The sequence below is a fragment of the Niastella caeni genome, assembly GCF_004834005.1.
In the GTDB taxonomy this organism is placed as follows: Bacteria; Bacteroidota; Bacteroidia; order Chitinophagales; family Chitinophagaceae; genus Niastella; species Niastella caeni.
In genome coordinates, this window is sequence record NZ_STFF01000004.1 from 115,965 (window position 1) to 135,611 (window position 19,647).

At 44.2% G+C, this 19,647-nt stretch carries 15 protein-coding genes; 6 read left to right on the plus strand and 9 right to left on the minus strand.

Annotation, left to right across the window (positions count from 1 at the left end):
• Positions 1-205 precede the first annotated feature (205 nt).
• The gene (locus FAM09_RS15390; RefSeq protein ID WP_136578022.1) at positions 206-622 is read left to right on the plus strand and encodes a nucleoside-diphosphate kinase; all 417 of its coding nucleotides are present in this window, start codon (positions 206-208) and stop codon (positions 620-622) included.
• Positions 623-759: 137 nt separating this feature from the next.
• Here the strand turns inward: FAM09_RS15390 and FAM09_RS15395 are convergent, their stop codons facing one another.
• Entirely contained in the window at positions 760-1,692 is a 933-nt protein-coding gene (locus tag FAM09_RS15395; protein ID WP_166437168.1) for a TraB/GumN family protein, read from the minus strand.
• 369 nt (positions 1,693-2,061) lie between these two features.
• Between FAM09_RS15395 and FAM09_RS15400 the strand changes: the two genes are divergently transcribed.
• The 3 genes from FAM09_RS15400 to FAM09_RS15410 all read left to right on the plus strand — a co-directional run bounded on the left by FAM09_RS15400 (position 2,062) and on the right by FAM09_RS15410 (position 8,088).
• Positions 2,062-3,981, plus strand: a complete 1,920-nt coding sequence (locus tag FAM09_RS15400; RefSeq protein WP_166437169.1) for a DUF3857 domain-containing protein — start codon at positions 2,062-2,064, stop codon at positions 3,979-3,981.
• 262 nt (positions 3,982-4,243) lie between these two features.
• On the plus strand, positions 4,244-6,184 hold the full coding sequence (locus FAM09_RS15405) for a DUF3857 domain-containing protein (protein WP_136578025.1): 1,941 nt from the start codon (positions 4,244-4,246) through the stop codon (positions 6,182-6,184).
• A 5-nt stretch (positions 6,185-6,189) separates the two neighbouring features.
• Complete coding sequence (locus FAM09_RS15410; protein WP_136578026.1) at positions 6,190-8,088, plus strand: DUF3857 domain-containing protein; 1,899 nt, start codon at positions 6,190-6,192, stop codon at positions 8,086-8,088.
• 121 nt (positions 8,089-8,209) lie between these two features.
• On the opposite strand, the gene FAM09_RS15415 is transcribed toward FAM09_RS15410, so the two are convergent.
• Positions 8,210-8,944: a TrmH family RNA methyltransferase gene (locus FAM09_RS15415; protein ID WP_136578027.1), complete on the minus strand. Its 735-nt coding sequence runs from the start codon at positions 8,942-8,944 to the stop codon at positions 8,210-8,212.
• 21 nt (positions 8,945-8,965) lie between these two features.
• Between FAM09_RS15415 and FAM09_RS15420 the strand changes: the two genes are divergently transcribed.
• Complete coding sequence (locus FAM09_RS15420; protein WP_136578028.1) at positions 8,966-11,335, plus strand: BamA/TamA family outer membrane protein; 2,370 nt, start codon at positions 8,966-8,968, stop codon at positions 11,333-11,335.
• Between the two features lie 176 nt (positions 11,336-11,511).
• Here FAM09_RS15420 and truB read toward each other — a convergent pair whose 3' ends face one another.
• The 6 genes from truB to FAM09_RS15450 form a co-directional block, all read right to left on the minus strand.
• Complete coding sequence (gene truB, locus FAM09_RS15425) at positions 11,512-12,207, minus strand: tRNA pseudouridine(55) synthase TruB (protein WP_136578029.1); 696 nt, start codon at positions 12,205-12,207, stop codon at positions 11,512-11,514.
• 175 nt (positions 12,208-12,382) lie between these two features.
• On the minus strand, positions 12,383-13,729 hold the full coding sequence (locus tag FAM09_RS15430; protein ID WP_136578030.1) for a DUF58 domain-containing protein: 1,347 nt from the start codon (positions 13,727-13,729) through the stop codon (positions 12,383-12,385).
• Positions 13,730-13,890: 161 nt separating this feature from the next.
• Complete coding sequence (locus FAM09_RS15435; protein WP_136578031.1) at positions 13,891-14,865, minus strand: AAA family ATPase; 975 nt, start codon at positions 14,863-14,865, stop codon at positions 13,891-13,893.
• 3 nt (positions 14,866-14,868) lie between these two features.
• Complete coding sequence (locus FAM09_RS15440; RefSeq protein ID WP_136578032.1) at positions 14,869-16,131, minus strand: DUF4350 domain-containing protein; 1,263 nt, start codon at positions 16,129-16,131, stop codon at positions 14,869-14,871.
• On the minus strand, positions 16,128-16,961 hold the full coding sequence (locus FAM09_RS15445; protein ID WP_136578033.1) for a DUF4129 domain-containing protein: 834 nt from the start codon (positions 16,959-16,961) through the stop codon (positions 16,128-16,130). The genes FAM09_RS15440 and FAM09_RS15445 overlap by 4 nt, the downstream gene beginning before the upstream one ends.
• Positions 16,962-16,977: 16 nt before the next feature.
• Positions 16,978-17,946, minus strand: coding sequence for a stage II sporulation protein M (locus tag FAM09_RS15450; RefSeq protein WP_136578034.1), 969 nt, complete (start codon positions 17,944-17,946; stop codon positions 16,978-16,980).
• 248 nt (positions 17,947-18,194) lie between these two features.
• Here FAM09_RS15450 and FAM09_RS15455 point away from each other — a divergent pair, with 248 nt between their 5' ends.
• A complete protein-coding gene (locus FAM09_RS15455) occupies positions 18,195-18,959 on the plus strand; it encodes an RDD family protein (RefSeq protein WP_136578035.1) in 765 nt (254 codons plus the stop codon).
• Positions 18,960-19,073: 114 nt separating this feature from the next.
• Here FAM09_RS15455 and FAM09_RS15460 read toward each other — a convergent pair whose 3' ends face one another.
• A complete protein-coding gene (locus FAM09_RS15460; RefSeq protein WP_136578036.1) occupies positions 19,074-19,535 on the minus strand; it encodes a DUF5362 family protein in 462 nt (153 codons plus the stop codon).
• Positions 19,536-19,647: the final 112 nt, after the last annotated feature.

Here is a 19,647-nt window from a genome sequence, read left to right on the forward strand (position 1 = left end):
TTTGAAAGTCTTTATTAAATGCGGCAGATTTATAAAGCAGAATGTAAAAACATAATATAAAAGGCATGCTATCTTTAATGATGGCATACCTTTTTGGTTTTGAAGATGAAAATTTTAATGACTGCCTGAATTAGGAATAACAACAAACAACAAACCATAAACAACAAACCATTTCCTTACTTTTGCGGCCAAAATTGAAGATTGTATGAGTAACCGCACGTTTACAATGATTAAGCCCGACGCCATGAAAAACGGGCATGCCGGAGCTATCCTGGACCGGATCATTAAAGAAGGTTTCCGCGTTGTGTCGCTGAAAATGACCAAGTTAAGTAAGGAAAAAGCCGGTGAGTTTTATGCAGTGCATAAAGAGCGTCCCTTTTATGGCGAACTGGTTGACTTTATGAGCAGCGGATTGATCATTGCCGCCATACTGGAAAAGCCTGATGCTGTTTCAGCGTTTCGTACCCTGATCGGCGCCACCAACCCTGCCCAGGCAGAAGCCGGCACCATTCGTAAATTGTTTGCTACTTCCATTGGCGAAAATGCCGTTCATGGTAGCGACAGCGACGAGAATGCATTGATTGAAGGTAATTTCTTCTTTAGTGCACTGGAACAGTTTTAAACGAAATTGACTGATTTCGATAATTTCTGATTTTGAGATTTAGTGACCTGCCTGCCGGCAGGCAGGTTTTTTGATTTCATTTGGGTTTAGCCCTACGAGAAATCGCTAAATCTCAAAATTCCGAAATCTCTAAATCCTCACAAACTCTCCGTCTTCCTGTTCACATTCCCCATCGGCGTAACTTTGTAACCCTTTTTTCGCAACAGGTTAATTACGCCCTGTTCGCCGGGTAAATGCCCCGCTCCTACGGCAAATAAAATACATTGCTTATTCATCAATGCCGGCATTTGTTCAACCCAATGACGGTTGCGGCCATACAGCAGCAGGTCCATATATTCATCCATCCCGGGATCGCTTTTGTGCATCAGCGTATCCATCCGGTCGAGGTTTTGCTCGCGGTACACTTTTACCATTTCCATGGTTACCTGTTTGTAATTGTCTATGCTGTCGATATAGTTAATCAGGTCTTTCGCCTGCTTTTCGTAGGGTATGCTGTCGAAGATGGAAGCCTGGAATTCGGTCGTTTCCAACCCTCTTATTTCTTTCGGGTATTGCTTGCTTTCCCGCATGATCAGTTCTTCCATCCCGTTCTTTTGCGAACAGCTCATCATTTGCTCGCCAATGAGGCTGGAAATGAAATAGGGTTTGAACCGGTTCATCATGGTCAATGGTAATGGAACCGAGTGGCTTTTGAAATACGCTTCTACCCGCGCGTATTCTTCTTTGGTGAGCAGCTCCGACAATTTTTTGCCGTCGTTCATGCGCAGGTATTTCACGGCGCCCATCAATTCGTACATATTGTCCATGTCGAGCTCAAAATAGATCCGGTCGCAATATTTAATGGCCAGTTTCAGGCTGTCGCTCACCGTGGCATCTTCGGCGCATAAAACGTGCATGGTGCCAAACAGGTAGGATGACCGCGTGAGGCCGTTCCCGCTTATTTTCCATAACAAAGTGTTATCTAAACGATTATAAGTGGCGCCAGGCGCCCCACCGGGCGCTTTTTTTTCTGGTTTGTTATTTTGTTGCCCTAACCCGGCCATTGCCAGAGTTATATAAAAAATTAACATACTAGCATTTTTCGATAACATATTTGCGTGCTTTTATCCTACCAGGTGAATATGGTTCTTTTTTTTTATTATACTTGCATAAATTAACCCAATATGAAAACCGCCCTACCCCAGATTACAGAACAATTCCACTCATATTTAGTTCAGGTTGCCAATTTCAACAAAGCTATACCGGCTGGTTGATATGAACGAATAAATTTACAAAATCGGGGAGGCTGGGAATAAACGAATCAGACAACCGTTTATCTCATAATTAAATATCGAATAACGAATTTTAATGATGAATATCGAAGTGAAATTCCCGGTTCGGGTTTTGCCTTCGACATTCAACATTCGATGTTTTTTGTAATTGCTAAAAAGCATCTGTACATGAAACGCTTTGTTTGTAGCTGGTTGTTGCTTGCTATAGTAAACCTGTGTGCGGCACAAACAACCTTACCTGAATTTGGAGAAATCACAGCAGATGAGAAAACCCTGACTGTTTGTTCTTTTGATAAGGAAGCCGATGCCGTAGTGATCCTTGACCAGGCATCCGCAGATCATAACGAGCAGTATAATCTTATTTTTACCAGGCGTGTCCGGCTGAAAATTCTAAAGTCCAGGGGCAACCGGCATGGCGATATTGCTATTCGTTATATTCATAAGGACGATATTGAATATATAAGTAACATTGAAGCCTACACTTATAATGTTACTCCCAATGGTGTTGCCGATATTAAACATGTGCCTTCTTCTGCCATTTACCGGCAAAAAATAAATGAACGCATCTCCGAAGTTAAATTTGCCTTTCCCGATGTGCAGGTGGGCAGCATTATTGAATACAAATACACCACTACTTCTAAAAGTTATAGTTACCTCAACGATTGGTATTTCCAGAGCGAGCTGCCTGTTATGAACAGCCAGTTTACGTTGGTGGTAATGCCTAATTACGAATTTGCTTACCGCGTATTCAAGAGCGAACAATTCCCTATTGAAATAAAACAGGAAAAGGGTTCGGGCAGAATTTATTTTGGAATGAAGAACATTGCCGGTTTGCGCGATGAACCGTTCATGGATGCTGAAAAAGATTACCTGCAACACGTGGAATTTCAGTTGTCGGGCTACCAGGGCACTTTTGGCGGTACTACGCGCTACATGACTACGTGGAATGAAGTTACCCGTGAGTTGATGTCGAACCCCGTATTTGGTCTTCAACTGAATAAGAACATACCGGTTGGGGAAGAATGGATCAACAAAGTAAAAGCGATGTCGCCTCCGTTTGAGCGGATGGCTGCCGTTTACAATTTAGTTTATAAAGCGGTTGGCTGGAATGGCATCGGCGGCATTGGAACTACCAGTGGCGTTAAGGAGGCCTGGGAAAAAAAGAAAGGCAGCAGCGGTGACGTTAACCTGCTGTTGATTAACCTGCTGAAAGAAGCCGGACTGGAAGTTTATCCTTTGCTGGTTAGCGAACGTGGCCATGGCAAAGTGAACCCGGAATATCCTTTTATCGATCAATTCAATAAAGTAATGGCGTATGTGGTAATTGGCGACAATAAATATGTGCTTGATGCAGCAGGCGCCTATACCCCGCCCTTTATGATACCGTTCTCGGTCATCAATACCAAAGCGTTTGTTGTTAATCGTAAAAAAGGCGGCATCATTACTTTAACAGAAACGGCTAAAAAAGACAAGAACTATGTAAGCATTCATGCCCTTATAGATGATGAAGGCGCTTTAACGGGCGAAGCGATCATTCAAAGCGATGAATACGCCCGGCTTAACCGCATGCGGGCCTGGGCGCGTGATAAGGAACGTTTTCGTGAAAATTACTATACCACTTACCAGGCAGGGTTGAAACTGGATAGCCTGGTTTTGAATAATCTCGAGAACGATTCAATGCCGCTTGAACAACAGTTTCATTTTTCCATTCCTGCTACTGTAAGCGGCGATTACAAGCTGGTTAACCTGAACCTGTTCAGTGGTATTGCCAAAAACCCGTTCATCTCTGATATCCGGTTTACCAATATCGATTATGGCTGCCTGCAATCGCATACGGTTGTTGAAACCATAGAATTACCGGCTTCATTAAAAATAGAAAGCCTGCCCAAGAATGTACGCATGATCATGCCGGATACCAGTATTTCTCTTACCCGGTTGCTGGAAGTAAAAGAAAATACGATCCTGGTGCGATATGTAATTGCCACTACCCGCAGCGTATTCACCGCAGAGGAATATGATTATGTGAAAGACTTCTATAAAAAAATGGCGGAGATCATGAATGAGCAGGTTGTGTTGAGAAAACGATAATTAAGCGAGTAGCGAGTGGGAAGGCAAAAGAATAGCGAGTAGTGAGTAGCAAGTGGCGAGTGGAGAAAAAAAGCTAGTAGTAAGTAGCGAGTGGGAAAAAAGCGAGTAGTAAGAAGCAAGTGGCGAGCGGGGAAAAGCAAGCGAATAAGGATGTGAAAATTCAAAGGAGAATCACGAATAGTAAGCCCTACTAGCCACTTACTACTAGCCACTAGCTGTTTTGCCAGCATTCTCGATTGAAAGCATTAACCATAATAAACCCATGACCAAATTAACAATCCTTATCGCCTGCCTGGCAATTACATTATCATCGCTTGCGCAGAAAGGCGGCGACATTCCAGGCTTTGGAAAAGTTGAAAAGGCAGACCTGGAAATGAAAACATGTGATTTTGATGAAAAAGCAGAAGCAGTTGTGCTCTTCGATGTTGGCGAACTGTACTGCGATCTGTCTTCCATGGGCAGCAGCATGCAACTGGAACGGCATGTACGCATAAAGATCCTGAAAGATAAAGGCAAGGACCAGGCCGACATTAAAATTCCTTATTACAGCTATCGCAATGTTGAATATATTAAGAACTTGTCGGCCCAAACCTATAACCTCGATGGCGCAGGTAACATTGTTACCACCAAGGTGGAGAAGAAGCTCATTTATGAAAAGCCCATCGATAAATATCGTACCGAACAAATATTCACCTTCCCTGAAGTAAAAGCGGGCAGCATCATTGAATATAAATGGACGCAGGCATGGAGTGGCGTCAGCCTGGAGAACTGGTATTTTCAACGAAGCATACCGGTGAAATACAGCCGCTATCGCGTTGATTTTCCCAGTGCAATTGAAGTGTATGCAACGCCGCTTTGCGTATTGCCCTACGAAACTAAAAAGGATACCAAGGGCACCCGGTTGCTCCAGGTTTATTCCATGAAAGATATTCCGGCCCTGCGCGACGAGCCCTATATCAGTTGTGATAAAGACTATCTGCAGCGCATTGAATTCCGGTTCCTGGCGGTCAACCTGGCTACCCGCCGGCAAAGTCTTATTAAGACCTGGCCCGAACAGATCAAAACCCTTATGGAGGATGAGGATTTTGGCATTCAGTTGAAAAGGAACATACCCCGCACCGCCGACCTCGATGAGCAATTGAAAAACATTACCGACCCATATCGTAAAATGGCGATCATTCATGAATACGTTCGTAAGAATATGGAATGGAACGGGTTAAGTAATATCTGGGCTTTAAATGGCGTTAAAACGGCGTGGAAAGATAAAAAGGGAACCAGCGGTGAGATCAACCTGATACTGGTGAACCTGTTGAAGGACGCCGGGTTGAAAGCGCATGCTCTCCTGGTAAGCACCCGGGCGCATGGCGCTGTTACCAGCGCTATAGCCGATGTAAAACAGTTTGATAAAGTGCTGGCGTATGTTGAGATCGGCGATAAACCCTATGTATTGGATGCAACGGAAAAAATTACCCCCTCGCATTTAATTCCCCTGGACGTGATGTACTCTGAAGGGCTGGTGATAGAGAAACCGGAAACTTTTGAGTGGGGTTGGAAATCGCTATGGAATGATAAAACATTATTGAAAAATGTTGTTGTAATGCAGGCTGCCATTAATGAAGAGGGCATTATGAACGGGCGCGTTAGCCTGTTCAGTTACGATTATGACCGGGTGCAGCGCATTGAGGATGCTAAAAAAGAAAAGAGCAAATACATAGAAAAATATTTCAAAGCCGATAACCAGGGCGCCACCATCGACAGCCTGGTACTGGAAAACCTGGATGCCGATTCCATGCCGCTGATACAAAAAGCGCAATTCAAGATGCCGGTTAATTCCTCAGGCGAATACAAATATTTTTCAACCAACCTGTTTACACGGCTTGAGAAAAATCCTTTTGTGGCCGATAACCGGTTCTCGGATGTTTTCTTTGGCGTGAACCAGTCGTACAGCATCGTGGCCAATATAACCATTCCCGAAGGCTATGCTTTTGAAACATTGCCGAAGAATATGCGAATAATTATGCCCGATACCAGCATCTCCATTACCCGGCGCCTGGTGGCTGAAAACAACCAACTGGCCGTAAGAATGACACTGGAATTTAAAAAACCATTCTTTACCGTTCAGGAATACGCCGATTTTAAGGAATTTTATAAACAATTGTTTGCCGTACTGAGCGAACAGATCGCCATTAAGAAAAAAGGATAATTTCTATGAAAAAGTGCTTACCGATCATAACTGTACTTTGTTGCATTGCCGTTGGTGTGCAGGCGCAGCTACCTTTGTACGATCTGTCGTCAGTGCCTGATGCCGTGAAAAAAGAGGCGGACGTTATCAAGCGGTTCGAGGAAATTGTATTTGAAGTAACGGATATCGACAGGGCTTCTTACAAGGTGCATAATATGCTGACCGTTAAAAATGAAAAGGGAAAATCAGCCCTTTCGTTCGGTACAGAAACGTCAAAAATAGTTTCGTTGGGTGATGTAACCATCACGGTATACGATATGTTTGGCAGGCAGATAAACAAGTATAAAAAGAAAGATATGCGCACGGTGGCAACCGGCGAAGGGCTGATCGAGGATGGATTTCTTACCTACATTCATGTGCCGGTTTCAACCTACCCGGTAAACGTGGAATATGAGTATGAGCTGAAGTTTAAAGAAACCCTGTTCTTTCCCTCCTATAACATTATTAAGCCGGGCCAGGGAGTTCAAAAATCAAGTTTTACCGCCAAGGTGCCTAAAGACCTCGACTTGCGGTATAAGGAAAAGAACATAAAACTGGCGCCGCAGGTTTCCGAAGACGGTCAATACCGGTTATATAAATGGTCGGTTTCCGATTTGCCGCCTATAGAAGACGAAGCCGGCGCGGTAAGTTATCAAAACCGCTATCCGGCTATTTTACTGGCGCCCAACCGGTTCTCCTTTTATGGTAGCCAGGGCGAATTTTCTTCCTGGAAATCGTATGGCGACTGGATCGGCAAATTATACAAAGGGCTCGATGAATTACCGGAAGACAGAAAAGCCTTCTTTCGCAATCTGGTTAAAGACGCTTCTTCAGACCGGGAAAAAGTACGTTTGGTCTATGATTACCTGCAAAAGAACTTCAGGTATGTAAGCATTCAATTGGGCATTGGCGGTTTAAAACCATTTTCTGCCGATTTTACCGACAAGAAAAAGTATGGCGATTGTAAAGCGCTGAGCAATTATATGAAAGCGGCGCTGAAAGCCGTGAATATAAACAGTCATGTGGCCATCATTAACTCGGGTTATAACAGTGAGCCGGTTGACAAAGATTTTCCTTCGAGCTTTTCCTTCGACCATGTGATCCTGTGTGTGCCGCAACCTAAAGATTCCATATGGCTGGAATGTACCAGTTCAACTGCCGATTTCGATGTGTTGAGTTCGTTCACTGAAAACCGGAATGCATTACTCGTTACCGACGAAGGCGGCGTGCTGGTGCCTACACCGGTTAGCCGGGCTGGTGATAATAAATTCCTGGTTACAACTACCGTTAACCTGGCCGAGGATGGGTCTGGTAAAACGGCTACTCTCTTCCGTTCAACCGGGCGTTACAGGGTGATCATGGATAATATTGCGAACGAGAAGAAAGACGATCAGAAAGAGTCGATCGTATATCGTTTTGGTTTCAAGCAGCCTGATGAGTTCGAATATCTGAAAAAAGACAGCACCGAATATTATACAACGGCCCTGAATATGGTCATTGAAAAAGTACCTGAATTTACTGCCGGCAATAAAATGTTCCTGGCGCCCCGGTTGTATAAATTCTGGGAAACCAAACTGCCCAAAGCCGAAAACCGTAAACTGGATTATTATTTTCAGAACCCTTTTGAATATACCGATACCACCATATTCAGGTTACCGGCCGGCGCCGTAGTGGAAGCATTGCCCAAACCCAAAGAGCAATCGTGCGCCTATGCCACCTACAGTACCAAATACTGGTATAACGAATCGGAAAAAGCTGTTTATTCTACCGCTACCCTGGTTTTGAAGCAGTATAAAATTCCGGCTGCCGGTTATGCAGAAATAAAAAAATTATTCGACGACATTTTGATGGACGCCACACAAAGGATTGTTGTGAAGAAAGAGTAATAAAACTGTTTGTGGTTTATGGTTTGTTGTTTGTTGTTCTTTAATTTCAAGGATTTCTGATAGGTTTCGAGAGGCACAAAGCGCGGCAGCAACAACAAACCACAAACTACAAACCACAAATTTATAAACTGGTAATATGTGAAAGAATAATTCCTGTAGCAACCGCTGCATTTAACGATTCCGCCTTACCAAGTCGTGGAATGGTTATCCGGTTGCTGCTCAGGGCCAGCAGATCTTCGCTGATGCCCTTCGATTCATTACCTATAATAATAATGCCCTCTTTAACCGGGGGCAGTGAACGCAGATCGGTACCGTTCAATACGGCTGCATAGGTTGGCAGGCCGGGCGCCTGCTTCAGCCAACCGGTCAATGACCCATATTGCACCTGTACCCGCGCAATACTGCCCATAGAAGCCTGTACCACTTTGGGATTATAGGCATCGGCACAATCGGCACTGCAAAAGACCTGCGAAATACCAAACCAGTCGGCACAACGAATGATAGTACCCATATTCCCCGGGTCCTGTATGGTATCGAGCATCAATGACAGGGTATTACGCTCAGGCTTGCTCGCGGTAAATGCCGGTTTTTTAAATATGCCCAACACCTGGTTGGGGGTTTGCAATAAAGAAATGCGCTCCAGTTCTGAGGCGGAGACCTCTGTTACGGTTGTGGCAATATTTTTATCCTGTCCGTCGATCCATTCCTTTACGGCATATAGTTGTTGCAGGGGCAGGCGGGCACTTAATAATTCGTTAATTAGCTTCGGCCCCTCGGCTACAAACACCCCTTCGCTATCTCTCAATTTTTTGTGGCTTAAACTTTGAATATATTTGACCTGAGATTTAATCAACATTGCATTCCGTTTAAACAAAATATGTTATTAGCCCGGCAAGTTACTGCATTTAGATTGGTTCGTTGGATAGCGTATTGCGCTTTTGTTTTGGCGTCGGTTACATCCTGCACAGTTCCTAAAAAATATCAGGCTGGCAAACCCTTTGTTTATAAAACCAATATCAATATCGAAGGCAATGTGCCCGATAAACTGCAAATGGAAGAGCGGTTGCAAAACCAGTTGGATGACAGTTTAAAGACCCGCGTCATTTCTTACGCCGGGGTTCGTAGGGTATTATTAAAACCGCCGGTATTTGATACCGTCAATATAGGCCGGTCCCGCATCTTTATGACCAGTCTGCTGCATTCGCTGGGTTACTTTCATCCTGTTATACGCGATACTTTCCGCATAGATACCGTAGGTAAAAAGCAATACCGGGCCCACATCAGTTTCACGGTGATCCCGGGCAAGGTGCTGCGGCTCGATTCCATCGGGTATGCCTTCCGGGACCCCGAATTGCAGCGGTTAGCCCTGCGCCAGCAGGATAAATCGATGCTGAAAAAGACCGAACCCTATACCCTGCAAAAAGTATCGGACGAGCTGGACAGGTTGTTGACCGTTTTCCGCAACAATGGTTATTACAAGCTGCATAAAGAAGATATATATGCGGAAGTAGATACCGTGGTAGCTGCATTAATTGACCCAACCCTCGATCCGTTTGATCAGATCAGGTTATTGGATTCTTTACGCAGGAAAAGAGAGAACCCCACCATTAATGTGGTGATAAAACAGCAACCGGTAAAAGACAGCAGCCGGTTGAAAAAGTTCTACATCGGCAGCGTGACCGTTTACCCCGATGCTATTTACCAGGAAGAGTTTGATTCTACCATCCATGATACCACCCACATAAAGGGATATAGCTTTATTTATAATTCCCGGCGCTTTAAATTACCTTTTATAGCCAATAACATTTACATAAGGCCGGGATCGTTGTATGTGCAACGGCGCTATTTTCGCACCATTAATAATTTTACCAGCCTGGGCGCCTGGCAAAATGTAGATGTGGAAATGGTAGAACGGTACGACAGCAGCCGCCCCCTGCTGGATGCGAAGTTGCGGCTATACCCTGCTCCCAAGCAAAACCTGAATGTATCCTTTGAAACCAGCCGTAACGTAAGCGACTTCCTTACTACCGGCCAGTTGTTTGGTATTGGTTTGAATGGCCGCTTACTGAACCGGAATGCATATCGCGAAGCCATTCAAACCGTGACCAGCGCCCGGTTTGGTATAGAGTTAGGTACCAACATCATTCAAACCCTGCAGGCAAGTCTGGCGCATACCATCAACTTTCCCAAATTCATTTCGCCGATAAAAATAAAGACCGACAGCTTCATCAACGCGCGCACCTTATTAAACCTGAATGCGGCCTATACCGACAGGCTGTTGTTGTTCCAATCGCGCTCCTTCAATACTTCCTGGGGGTATGAGTGGGTAAAGGGCCGGCGCCGCGAAGACCAGGACCTGGTTGGGCAAAGATGGCGGAAGACCTGGCAATACATTCCTTTCAATTATGAATATACCGATGTAAAAAAGCTGGACAGCTTGCAGAAGCTGGAGAACAAGATCAGTTCATACAAATTTGCCTTCAATGACGGGCTTATCATTAGCCAGATAATGAGCCTTTCGACCGGGATAGAAAAAGATAATAAGCTTACGCTGTTACGGGGCCGGGTGGAAGAAAGCGGCGCTTTGTTCGGCCTCATAAAACGGCTTGAACTGGGTTCCCTGGCGCGGTTTGTTAAAGTAGACGGAGAGATTAAACACTATATTAATCACCCGCATTCTTCATGGGCTTTCCGGGCTTTTGCCGGATATGGTTATGTATATGGAAAAGCGGATACGGGTAGCGGACAGATTGTGAAAGAAAATAACCTGCCCTTCTTCAAAGCCTTTTTTGCCGGCGGTCCGTACAGCATGCGCGCCTGGCCTATTAGGCGGCTGGGGCCTGGTTCTGCGAACCTGTACGATAAACCTGACACCAGCGGAATTGAGCGTTTTGGTAATATGCAGATAGAGCTGAACACAGAATTCCGTTTTAATATTACTACCATTGCCGGTATTAAAGTGAACAGCGCCCTGTTTGTAGATATTGGTAATATCTGGAGTACCGAATTCGATCCGGTTACGAAAGCTAAAATACCGGAAGCCTCCTTTAAATTGAGCCGGTTATATAAAGACCTTGCTATTGGCGCCGGGAGCAGCCTGCGGTTCGATTTTGATTTCTTCCTGATCAGGCTCGACTGGGCTTATAAGATCAAAGACCCATTGTTTGCCTATAAGAATGATGGCTGGTTTAATGATATCAGGATCCTGAACGGGCAGTTTCAGTTGGGAATCGGGTACCCGTTCTAAATATTGAATGTAGAATATTGAATTTTGAATGTTGAAGTGAATACAGGGAAATGAAGAATGAGAAATGTAAAATTAAAAATGAAAAAGTAAAGGCCCATCGACTTCGCTTTTCATTTCGACATTCAACATTTGACATTCAATATTCGATATTTCTTCCCTTCTTCATTTCTCATTTCTTATTCTTCATTTTTCATTTCTTTCACCCACTCCAGCGCCTGTTCCATCGTCATAGATTTATCTAATGTAAAACTCCCGATCCTCGTACGGCAAAGGCTGTTTAAATAGGCGCCGCAACCGGCGGCTTTTCCCACATCATTGGCCAGGCTGCGGATATACGTGCCGGTTGAGCAAACCACCCTGAAATGCACTACAGGCATTTCAATACGTGTAAACTCAAATTCTTTGATCACGATCCTGCGGGGCTCCAGCTCAATGGTCTGGCCTTTGCGGGCCAGTTCGTACACCCGTTTGCCATCTTTTTTAATGGCCGAATGCATGGGCGGCACCTGTAATATTTCGCCGGTGAATTGTTGGGCAATGGTATTTAATTGTTCGGGGGTAACAGCGCTGTAATCTTTAAGGTCCTGCGGATCGCTCTCGAGGTCGTAAGTAGGTGTAGTGGCGCCCAGGGTGAATGTACCGGTATATTCCTTTTCCTGCGCCATGTATTCATTGATGCGTTTAGTGAATTTACCGGTGCACAGGATCAACATACCGGTCGCCAGCGGGTCGAGGGTGCCGGCATGGCCTACCTTCTTTATTTTTATGGCGGAACGAATTTTTCGAACTACATCAAAGGAAGTCCACTCAAGCGGTTTATTGATCAATAAAACCTGTCCTTCTTCAAAAATATTTTTAGGCGCCTGTTGCATTTGGCTGCGAAGGTAATTTGAAAATTGGCAAATTTGAAAATTTGAAAAATGCGGGGGCTGAACTGCAGCAATTGCTTAGGCAAGCTTCAAGCTGCAAGCTGCAAGCAAATACAGAACAGCTCAAGCGCGGCGGCAACCACAAACTACAAACCACAAACTACAAACCATAAACAAATTAAATTGCCTGCCTGGCCTTCAGTTCCAAATATTTATTAACGGTATTTACCGTAAGATTTTTCGGCGCGGTCAAAATAGTGAAAATGCCATGCTGTTGCAGCTCCTTTACGATCAACCGCTTTTCATACATAAACTTTTCTGCAATTGTTTTTGTGTACAGCTTTTCAATGTCTTCGGCCGGTTCGTCGGTCAGTTGGCGCAATTCGGTATTTTCAAAAAATACCACCAGCACCAGGTGATTGCGGGCAATATGGCGGATGTAGGGTAATTGGCGCTGCAAACCCGACAACGATTCAAAATTGGTAAATAATACAATGAGGCTGCGTTGCGAAATGCGGGTACGCACATGCGCATACAGCTTTTCGAAATCAGTTTCCTGGAATTTGGTCTGTTGGTTGTACAGGGTTTCCAGGATGCTTCCCATTTGGGCCGCTTTGCGGTCGGCCGGTAAAAAATGGCTGATGTTCTCAGCAAACGTAACCAGCCCGGCCCTATCCTGTTTTATCAGCGCCACGCGCGATAAGATCAGCGTAGCATTGATGGCATAATCGAGCAGCGTCATGCCTTCGAACGGCATTTTCATTACGCGGCCTTTATCAATAACACAATACACCTGCTGGCTGCGCTCATCGGTATAATTATTTACCATCAATTGTCCGCCTTTGCGGGCTGTAGCTTTCCAGTTGATGGTGCGAATATCATCGCCGGTAACATATTCCTTGATCTGCTCAAACTCAAGGCTATGGCCAATTTTACGGATCTTGCGACTGCCGGCTTCTGCCAGGTTATTGCTATACGCCATCAATTCAAACTGGCGCAAGGCCAAATACGAAGGCAGCACTTTTACCATTTGCTCCCCTTCATTCTTTATACGGCGTACAACCAGCCGCAACGGACTTTTTACGAATACATTGGTGTCATTAAAAATGTATTCGCCCCGTTCAACAGGTCGCAAGGTGTAGTTGATGTTCTGCGTTTCCCCGCTGTTCAATACGCCCGTTACCGAAAAATTGCGTTGCTGAAATTGAACCGGGATCTCATCAATTATATTTAACTGAATGCGAAAATGAAACTGGTTGGTAATGGTGAGCTGTACTTTATTGATATCGCCATTGCTGAACCGGTCGCTTACGATGCGTTGTATTTTCAACCCGTTTTTCCGGAAGAAGAGCAGCGCATAATCCAGTAACACCATGGCTACGAAAAACCACAGGCTTATCAGTGCCACCGGGTATAACACGGGCCAGTTGTACGACAGCACAAACAGTAAAATAATTGCAACGAACGTCCAGTAAAAATGGCGTCCGAAGAACAAGGGTAATATGTATTTTTTGTAAAAGGTCATGCTTTACTGAATGATGAATGCAAGCTGAAAATGGTACTGTTTATGGTTTGTGGTTTATGGTTTGTTGTTCTTTTGAGGGTAGCTCAAAAGAAGTTTTGAGACTCAGGGCGCGGCAGCAACCACAAACAATAAACTATAAACAATAAACTACAAACTTAAAACTACCTCGGTACTTCAATGCTTGTTATGATCTGCTGAATCACATCATCGGTAGAAGCGCCTTCCATTTCTTTTTCTGGCGATAACACAACACGGTGACGCAATACCGGTGGCATAATATAAATGATATCATCGGGCGTAACGAAATCGCGGCCCCGCATGGAAGCCAGCGCCTTGGCGCCATTCAGAATACCAATGGATGCCCGCGGTGAAGCGCCCAGGTAAATAGATTTATGGTTACGCGTATTGGCTACGATAGTGGTAATATAACTGATCAGCTTTTCTTCCACATGAATGGTGCGTACCTGTTTGCGCAATTCATGAATTTGCGCGGCCGATAACACGGCCGATACCTGGTTGATCATATCGTTCAGGTTTTGCTGGTGGTGTTGCATAACCACCCTGAATTCCTGTTCGGCTGTAGGATATGAAACGTTTATCTTGAACAGGAAGCGGTCTAACTGGGCTTCCGGCAAATGATAGGTACCCTCCTGCTCTATCGGGTTTTGCGTGGCTACCACCATGAACGGGGTTGATAACAGGTACGAATGACCGTCGACCGTTACCTGCCGTTCTTCCATCACTTCAAACAACGCCGCCTGGGTTTTGGCCGGGGCGCGGTTAATTTCATCTATCAGTACGATATTACTGAAAATGGGTCCCTTATTGAATTGAAAGGTGGAATCCTTGGGGTTGAAGATGGAAGTACCAATTACATCGCTCGGCATCAGGTCGGGTGTGAACTGGATACGGGAAAAACCAACCGAAATGCTTTTACTCAGCAATTTGGCAGTAAGGGTTTTGGCTACACCGGGCACGCCTTCAATAAGAACATGTCCATCGGCTAATACAGCAGCCAGCAATAGTTCCACCATTTGTTCCTGCCCTACGATCACTTTACCAATCTCGTTTTTTAAGGTGTGTACCGATTGCTGCAGCGTGCTGAGGTCGGTTCTAACATCGAAAAAGTTTTCCATGTATTATGCGTGTTTATAAAAATGCTCCAATTTATGATTCAGTTCAAGCAATGCTTCATCGGTTACATCGGGCGCGTCCTGTAACATATTGATGAAATACAACAGGTCTTTAAGCGCTTTAAGATCGTACCCGGTTTTCCAGGCCAGTCGTTTTTCAAATTCAGGGTCGTTCAGCGAAGCGCGAATGCTGTACGTGCTGCGAACATGGTCCTGGAAATGCACGGTCATCTTTTGCGCCAGGTTCTTGTTATCGCGCCGTTGAAAATACAGGCGGCCGATGGTTTTTACAAAGTCAACTGAAGCGTTCTTCAACGGCTGAATGACCGGTATGATGCGTTGTTTGCGTTTGCTTTCAAACAGGTAAATGATCAACATCAGGATCAGCAACAACCACATGGCCCTGGCCAATGCCGGTTGTTTGCCCATCCAGCTACTGGCGTCAAATAATCCTTTTCTGCCACCGCTATCTCCTCCTTCTCCTCTACCTGATTTATGATGCCGGAAATAATCATCCCACCGTACCACTTCACTGCTTTGCGGCAGATAAGATAATACGTTATCGTAATAAGCTTTGTTTTGTTTGTGTAATAAAAAGAAATTAGAAAAAGTGATCGGCGCCAGGTGAATGAACAAAGAACCACCGCCGTTGTATGCGAACCGCACAAAATTGGGTTGCCCGTACTTATCTTCTCCGAGGATAGTTGTAATACTGGAATCTACCGATACAAAAAAATTATCCATGGCCGTACCCGGATAAGAATACGACAACGAATCGTTGGTTTCGGGATTATTTACACTTACCGTTAGTGAATCAAATGTATTATAAGAACCAGTATAAAATGCCGTTTTTAAATGCAGACTGTCCAGCAAGGTTTCACCAATCTGGAAAGAAGAGATAAAGATATGTTGTCCCCTGGCAACCATGCTCAGCAAGGCGGCTACTTCATTTTCATCGGGAATTACCTCATCTGCAATGATGATATAACTGGTCTTTTGATCATCGTATTTTATTTCTTCGGTTGCGTCTTTAAAGTTCTTTAAGCTAAAGCCTTTATACTCGTCGGGCGATTTTTTATTGATCACCACCGAAGCATCGGGAAAGATCTCGTTCAGGTTTTCATAAGCGTAATAAGTGCCGTAGGGTATTTTATCACTGCGCCAAAGGGTAACCCGTTTGTTCATGCGTTTGCCTGAACCACAACTGGCCACCAGACCGGCTATTGCCACCAGCCAAAGCAAAAGATGATATCGTATTATTGGTTTCAAGAATGAAGGGCGTTGTAAAAGTGGCTGAAATTTTTATATACTACGTCAAACTGTTCCTGGGTTAATGTAAACTCACCATACCACATGTAATCGTATACGCGGGTTAAAGAGCTGAACTCGCTGCCCAGTTTATGTTTGCTCATCTGGTTCACATATTCGTAATTTGTTCCGTCGGCATGGTACCTGATCCATTGTTTTTCATTCAATAACTGCAATGCTTTCAGGTACATAAACCGTACCGCCATGCGGTGATCTTTGGAGTCAACTGCATTTTTTATCTTTTCATCCAGGTTGTCATCTTCAATACTGATCTCCTCGCCCGTTGCTGTTGTTTTTGCTTTTTTGGAAGAATAGAACAGGAACAATTTATTCACTACTATGATGCGATAAATTACGAACAGGAAAAAAGCGATCAGCACACCGTAGGTAATGGTTTTGATAGCAGAGCTGGAAAAGAACGAATGGAAATAATCCCAGAATCCTTTTTGGGGTTCTTCGCTCTGGGTTTGTATTTGCCGTTTCTGTTGCTGGGCCCAGTAGGCAGGATCATTGGCATAGGCAAATTCCTTCTTCTTTTGCAGGTCACGAACGGTTGAATCGGATACCTGGCGTAATACGGGCGGTTCTTCGGGAATGGTTATTTTTTGTTCAATATCAGTATCGGTTACATCTTCCAGCTCAGGCGGCGCTATAATGGTAATAGCTGTATCCGATACTTCCACCTGCGCCTGTATTACCTGCGAGCAGCAAAGGAATGTCGCAAAGCACAATACGATCCGTATGGTTTTTACAGTGGGACACAATAACCGGTATGAAGCAAAATAATTCATCAGTAAGGCAAATAATTTATTCAACGGCTTTTTCTGCTTTCGTTCTACGTTGTACCTGTATGGGATACCATACAAAATACCACATAATAAAAATAAATGAGGCGGCCAGGATGAAGATACTCACCCAACGGGGCATGGAGGAATAAGAATACCGGGTAACAAATCCTTCCAGGAAAGCTGCCACTATTAATATGGGAACAAGGCCGATCATTATTTTCAACCCATCTTTAGCTCCCCGCATCAGGGAATGCAACCGTTTATGTGTGCCTGGGAATAAGATGCTATTACCTACAATCAACCCGGCTGCACCCGACAGAATGATGGCAGAGATTTCCAATGTACCATGGATCCAGATTACCAGTACAGACGGCCATCCCAGGTTCTTCGCAAAAAAATAGTATTGAAAAGAGCCCACCATTACCCCGTTCAGGAACATTTCTTTTATACTGCCAATACCAATGAAAATACCCAGCACAAATACCCTGAAAGACACGTATATATTGTTCAGTGCAATATATGCAAACATGTTAACGGCTTTCATTTGTTTGTACACGCCAAAAGGTTCGCCTTTTGCGATATTATCTTCGGTCATCTCCACATAGCTATCGCCCATTACGCCCCTCACAAACGTTTCATCATGGGCTGCCGAAAAAGCCGCCATAATCGCAAAACCAACAAAAATGAAAAATGCATACAATATCTCCCGGTGATGCCGGCGAACGGTAAGCGGTAACTCCGTTTTAAAAAAACGGCCGATTCGGGACGTTTCTTCCCGCTTGTTCTTGTAAATATTAAGATAAATGCGTGAAGCCAGGTCGTTCAAATACTGGGTTACCTTACTATGCGGATAAAATGTTTTGGAATAACCAAGGTCATTAACCAGTTCGGTGAACTGTTGCGCCATTTCATCGGGATCGGTGCTGGTTTCGTATTGATATTTCTTCCACTTATCAATATTTTTCTTTATAAATAGTCCTTCTCTCACACAGACGTATTTTTATTGTTTCAAATCTACCTATTCAGGCCCAAATTAAATGTCTAAATAAATATAATAGTAAAATTTTGAACGTTATAACGTTGGCAAACAGATAATTGTTATATCCTACCCCTAAATGGGGTGAAAGCGCCAAAATGCAAATCCCAAATGCCAATTTGGTTCCTGAGAATTTGTTCCCGGAGCTTGGTATTGGAATTTTCCCTGTAACCTGTAACTTGTAACCTGCAACGTTTTATATGCTATTAGTAAAACTAGATACCGGCTTTAACATTGAAGTGGAATTTGCGCTCAGTCCCTTTCACCGCCGCTTTTTTGCCTGGTTAATTGATGCTACTATCCAGGGCACTTACGTGTGGCTGGGTTCAAAATTCCTGGATGCGCTGGTGGGGTACCACTGGAATGACGAGCTCTGGGCCGGGGTGCTGTTCATGCTGCCTTTTATTTTTTATCACCTGCTTTCCGAGATCACGATGAACGGTCAAAGCGTTGGCAAAATGGCCATGCAAATAAAGGTAATGACTTTGCAGGGCGGACAACCTTCCGTAAGCCAGTACCTCATTCGCTGGCTGTTCAGAATTGTTGATTTTCCCGTATTACTATTGGCTGGAGCGCTGAGCGGTTACTCAACCTGGTGGTCGATAATATTCATATTTGCCGGTTTTATCTGCGTTGTTGCAACGCCCAAATCGCAGCGGGTGGGCGACCTGGTTGCCGGTACTATTTTAATTGATCTGAAGAACCGCACGTCGTGGCAGGATACGGTTTTCACGGAGGTAGAATCTACTTATCAACCCCGGTACCCGCAGGTGATGCAGTTGAGCGACCGCGATATCAATACACTGAAGAATATTATAGAAACGGTGAAAAAGCGCAACGATTACGACCTGTCGCTTAAGATCGCCGATCGTATTCAATCGAAGCTCAAAATGCACACCGACCAGGATTCGCTGGAGTTTTTACAAACGCTGCTGAAAGATTACAACTATTACTCTACAAACTAGGCGAATGGTGAATGGTGAGATGCTTGCCCGCCTGTCGCTTTCTTTTTTATTTAAAGAAAAAGGGATTCCGGAAAGTCCCGAAATCCCAATTCGAAAATTCGTTAACTTTTGTTTTTATCGTGATAGACCAACGATAAGGGCTATTAATATAAGTAACAGGTATATTGACAAGATGACAATGGTTAAAATACCTACAAATTTGAAACTGGATTTGAGGTTACTGAAAGAAGCGTTCAGGGTTGATTGATCGTTATTGTTCATTGCCATTTGCATCTTTCTCGCAAAATTAAACATGTACAGGCAGGGAAAAAAGTATAGCAACGCCCCCCCTATATAAATGATGGTAACAAGAAGCCCGCTTGCGCCCATAGTGCCGCCCAGGGGTGAAAATGATGAGAGTAAACTGCCGGCAAATAAGGCTGCAATTACAAGTAAACCACACATTACAAAACCTACGATCGATAAAAATTTCGCCCATTTGGCAGTTTCGCCCAAATACCTCATGTTTTCATGATCAATTTGCAATTCAAATAAATTCGATTCTGTACCTACAGCGGCTTGACTGTACTGTTCCATGTTAAGTTGGATTTTTGGTTAAAGAATTAAAGGGCAAGGTTACAAGATATGGAAATAGCTGAAAATATAAAATAGCTGCAATAAAAAAAGCCCGTTACCGGCCTATGACCAA

Bases quoted from the DNA above. Each gene is read 5' to 3' on its own strand.
- FAM09_RS15390 (WP_136578022.1), top strand. From the start codon at position 206: ATGAGTAACCGCACGTTTACAATGATTAAGCCCGACGCCATGAAAAAC.
- FAM09_RS15395 (WP_166437168.1), bottom strand. From the start codon at position 1,692: ATGTTAATTTTTTATATAACTCTGGCAATGGCCGGGTTAGGGCAACAA.
- FAM09_RS15400 (WP_166437169.1), top strand. From the start codon at position 2,062: ATGAAACGCTTTGTTTGTAGCTGGTTGTTGCTTGCTATAGTAAACCTG.
- FAM09_RS15405 (WP_136578025.1), top strand. From the start codon at position 4,244: ATGACCAAATTAACAATCCTTATCGCCTGCCTGGCAATTACATTATCA.
- FAM09_RS15410 (WP_136578026.1), top strand. From the start codon at position 6,190: ATGAAAAAGTGCTTACCGATCATAACTGTACTTTGTTGCATTGCCGTT.
- FAM09_RS15415 (WP_136578027.1), bottom strand. From the start codon at position 8,944: ATGTTGATTAAATCTCAGGTCAAATATATTCAAAGTTTAAGCCACAAA.
- FAM09_RS15420 (WP_136578028.1), top strand. From the start codon at position 8,966: ATGTTATTAGCCCGGCAAGTTACTGCATTTAGATTGGTTCGTTGGATA.
- truB (WP_136578029.1), bottom strand. From the start codon at position 12,207: ATGCAACAGGCGCCTAAAAATATTTTTGAAGAAGGACAGGTTTTATTG.
- FAM09_RS15430 (WP_136578030.1), bottom strand. From the start codon at position 13,729: ATGACCTTTTACAAAAAATACATATTACCCTTGTTCTTCGGACGCCAT.
- FAM09_RS15435 (WP_136578031.1), bottom strand. From the start codon at position 14,865: ATGGAAAACTTTTTCGATGTTAGAACCGACCTCAGCACGCTGCAGCAA.
- FAM09_RS15445 (WP_136578033.1), bottom strand. From the start codon at position 16,961: ATGAATTATTTTGCTTCATACCGGTTATTGTGTCCCACTGTAAAAACC.
- FAM09_RS15455 (WP_136578035.1), top strand. From the start codon at position 18,195: ATGCTATTAGTAAAACTAGATACCGGCTTTAACATTGAAGTGGAATTT.
- FAM09_RS15460 (WP_136578036.1), bottom strand. From the start codon at position 19,535: ATGGAACAGTACAGTCAAGCCGCTGTAGGTACAGAATCGAATTTATTT.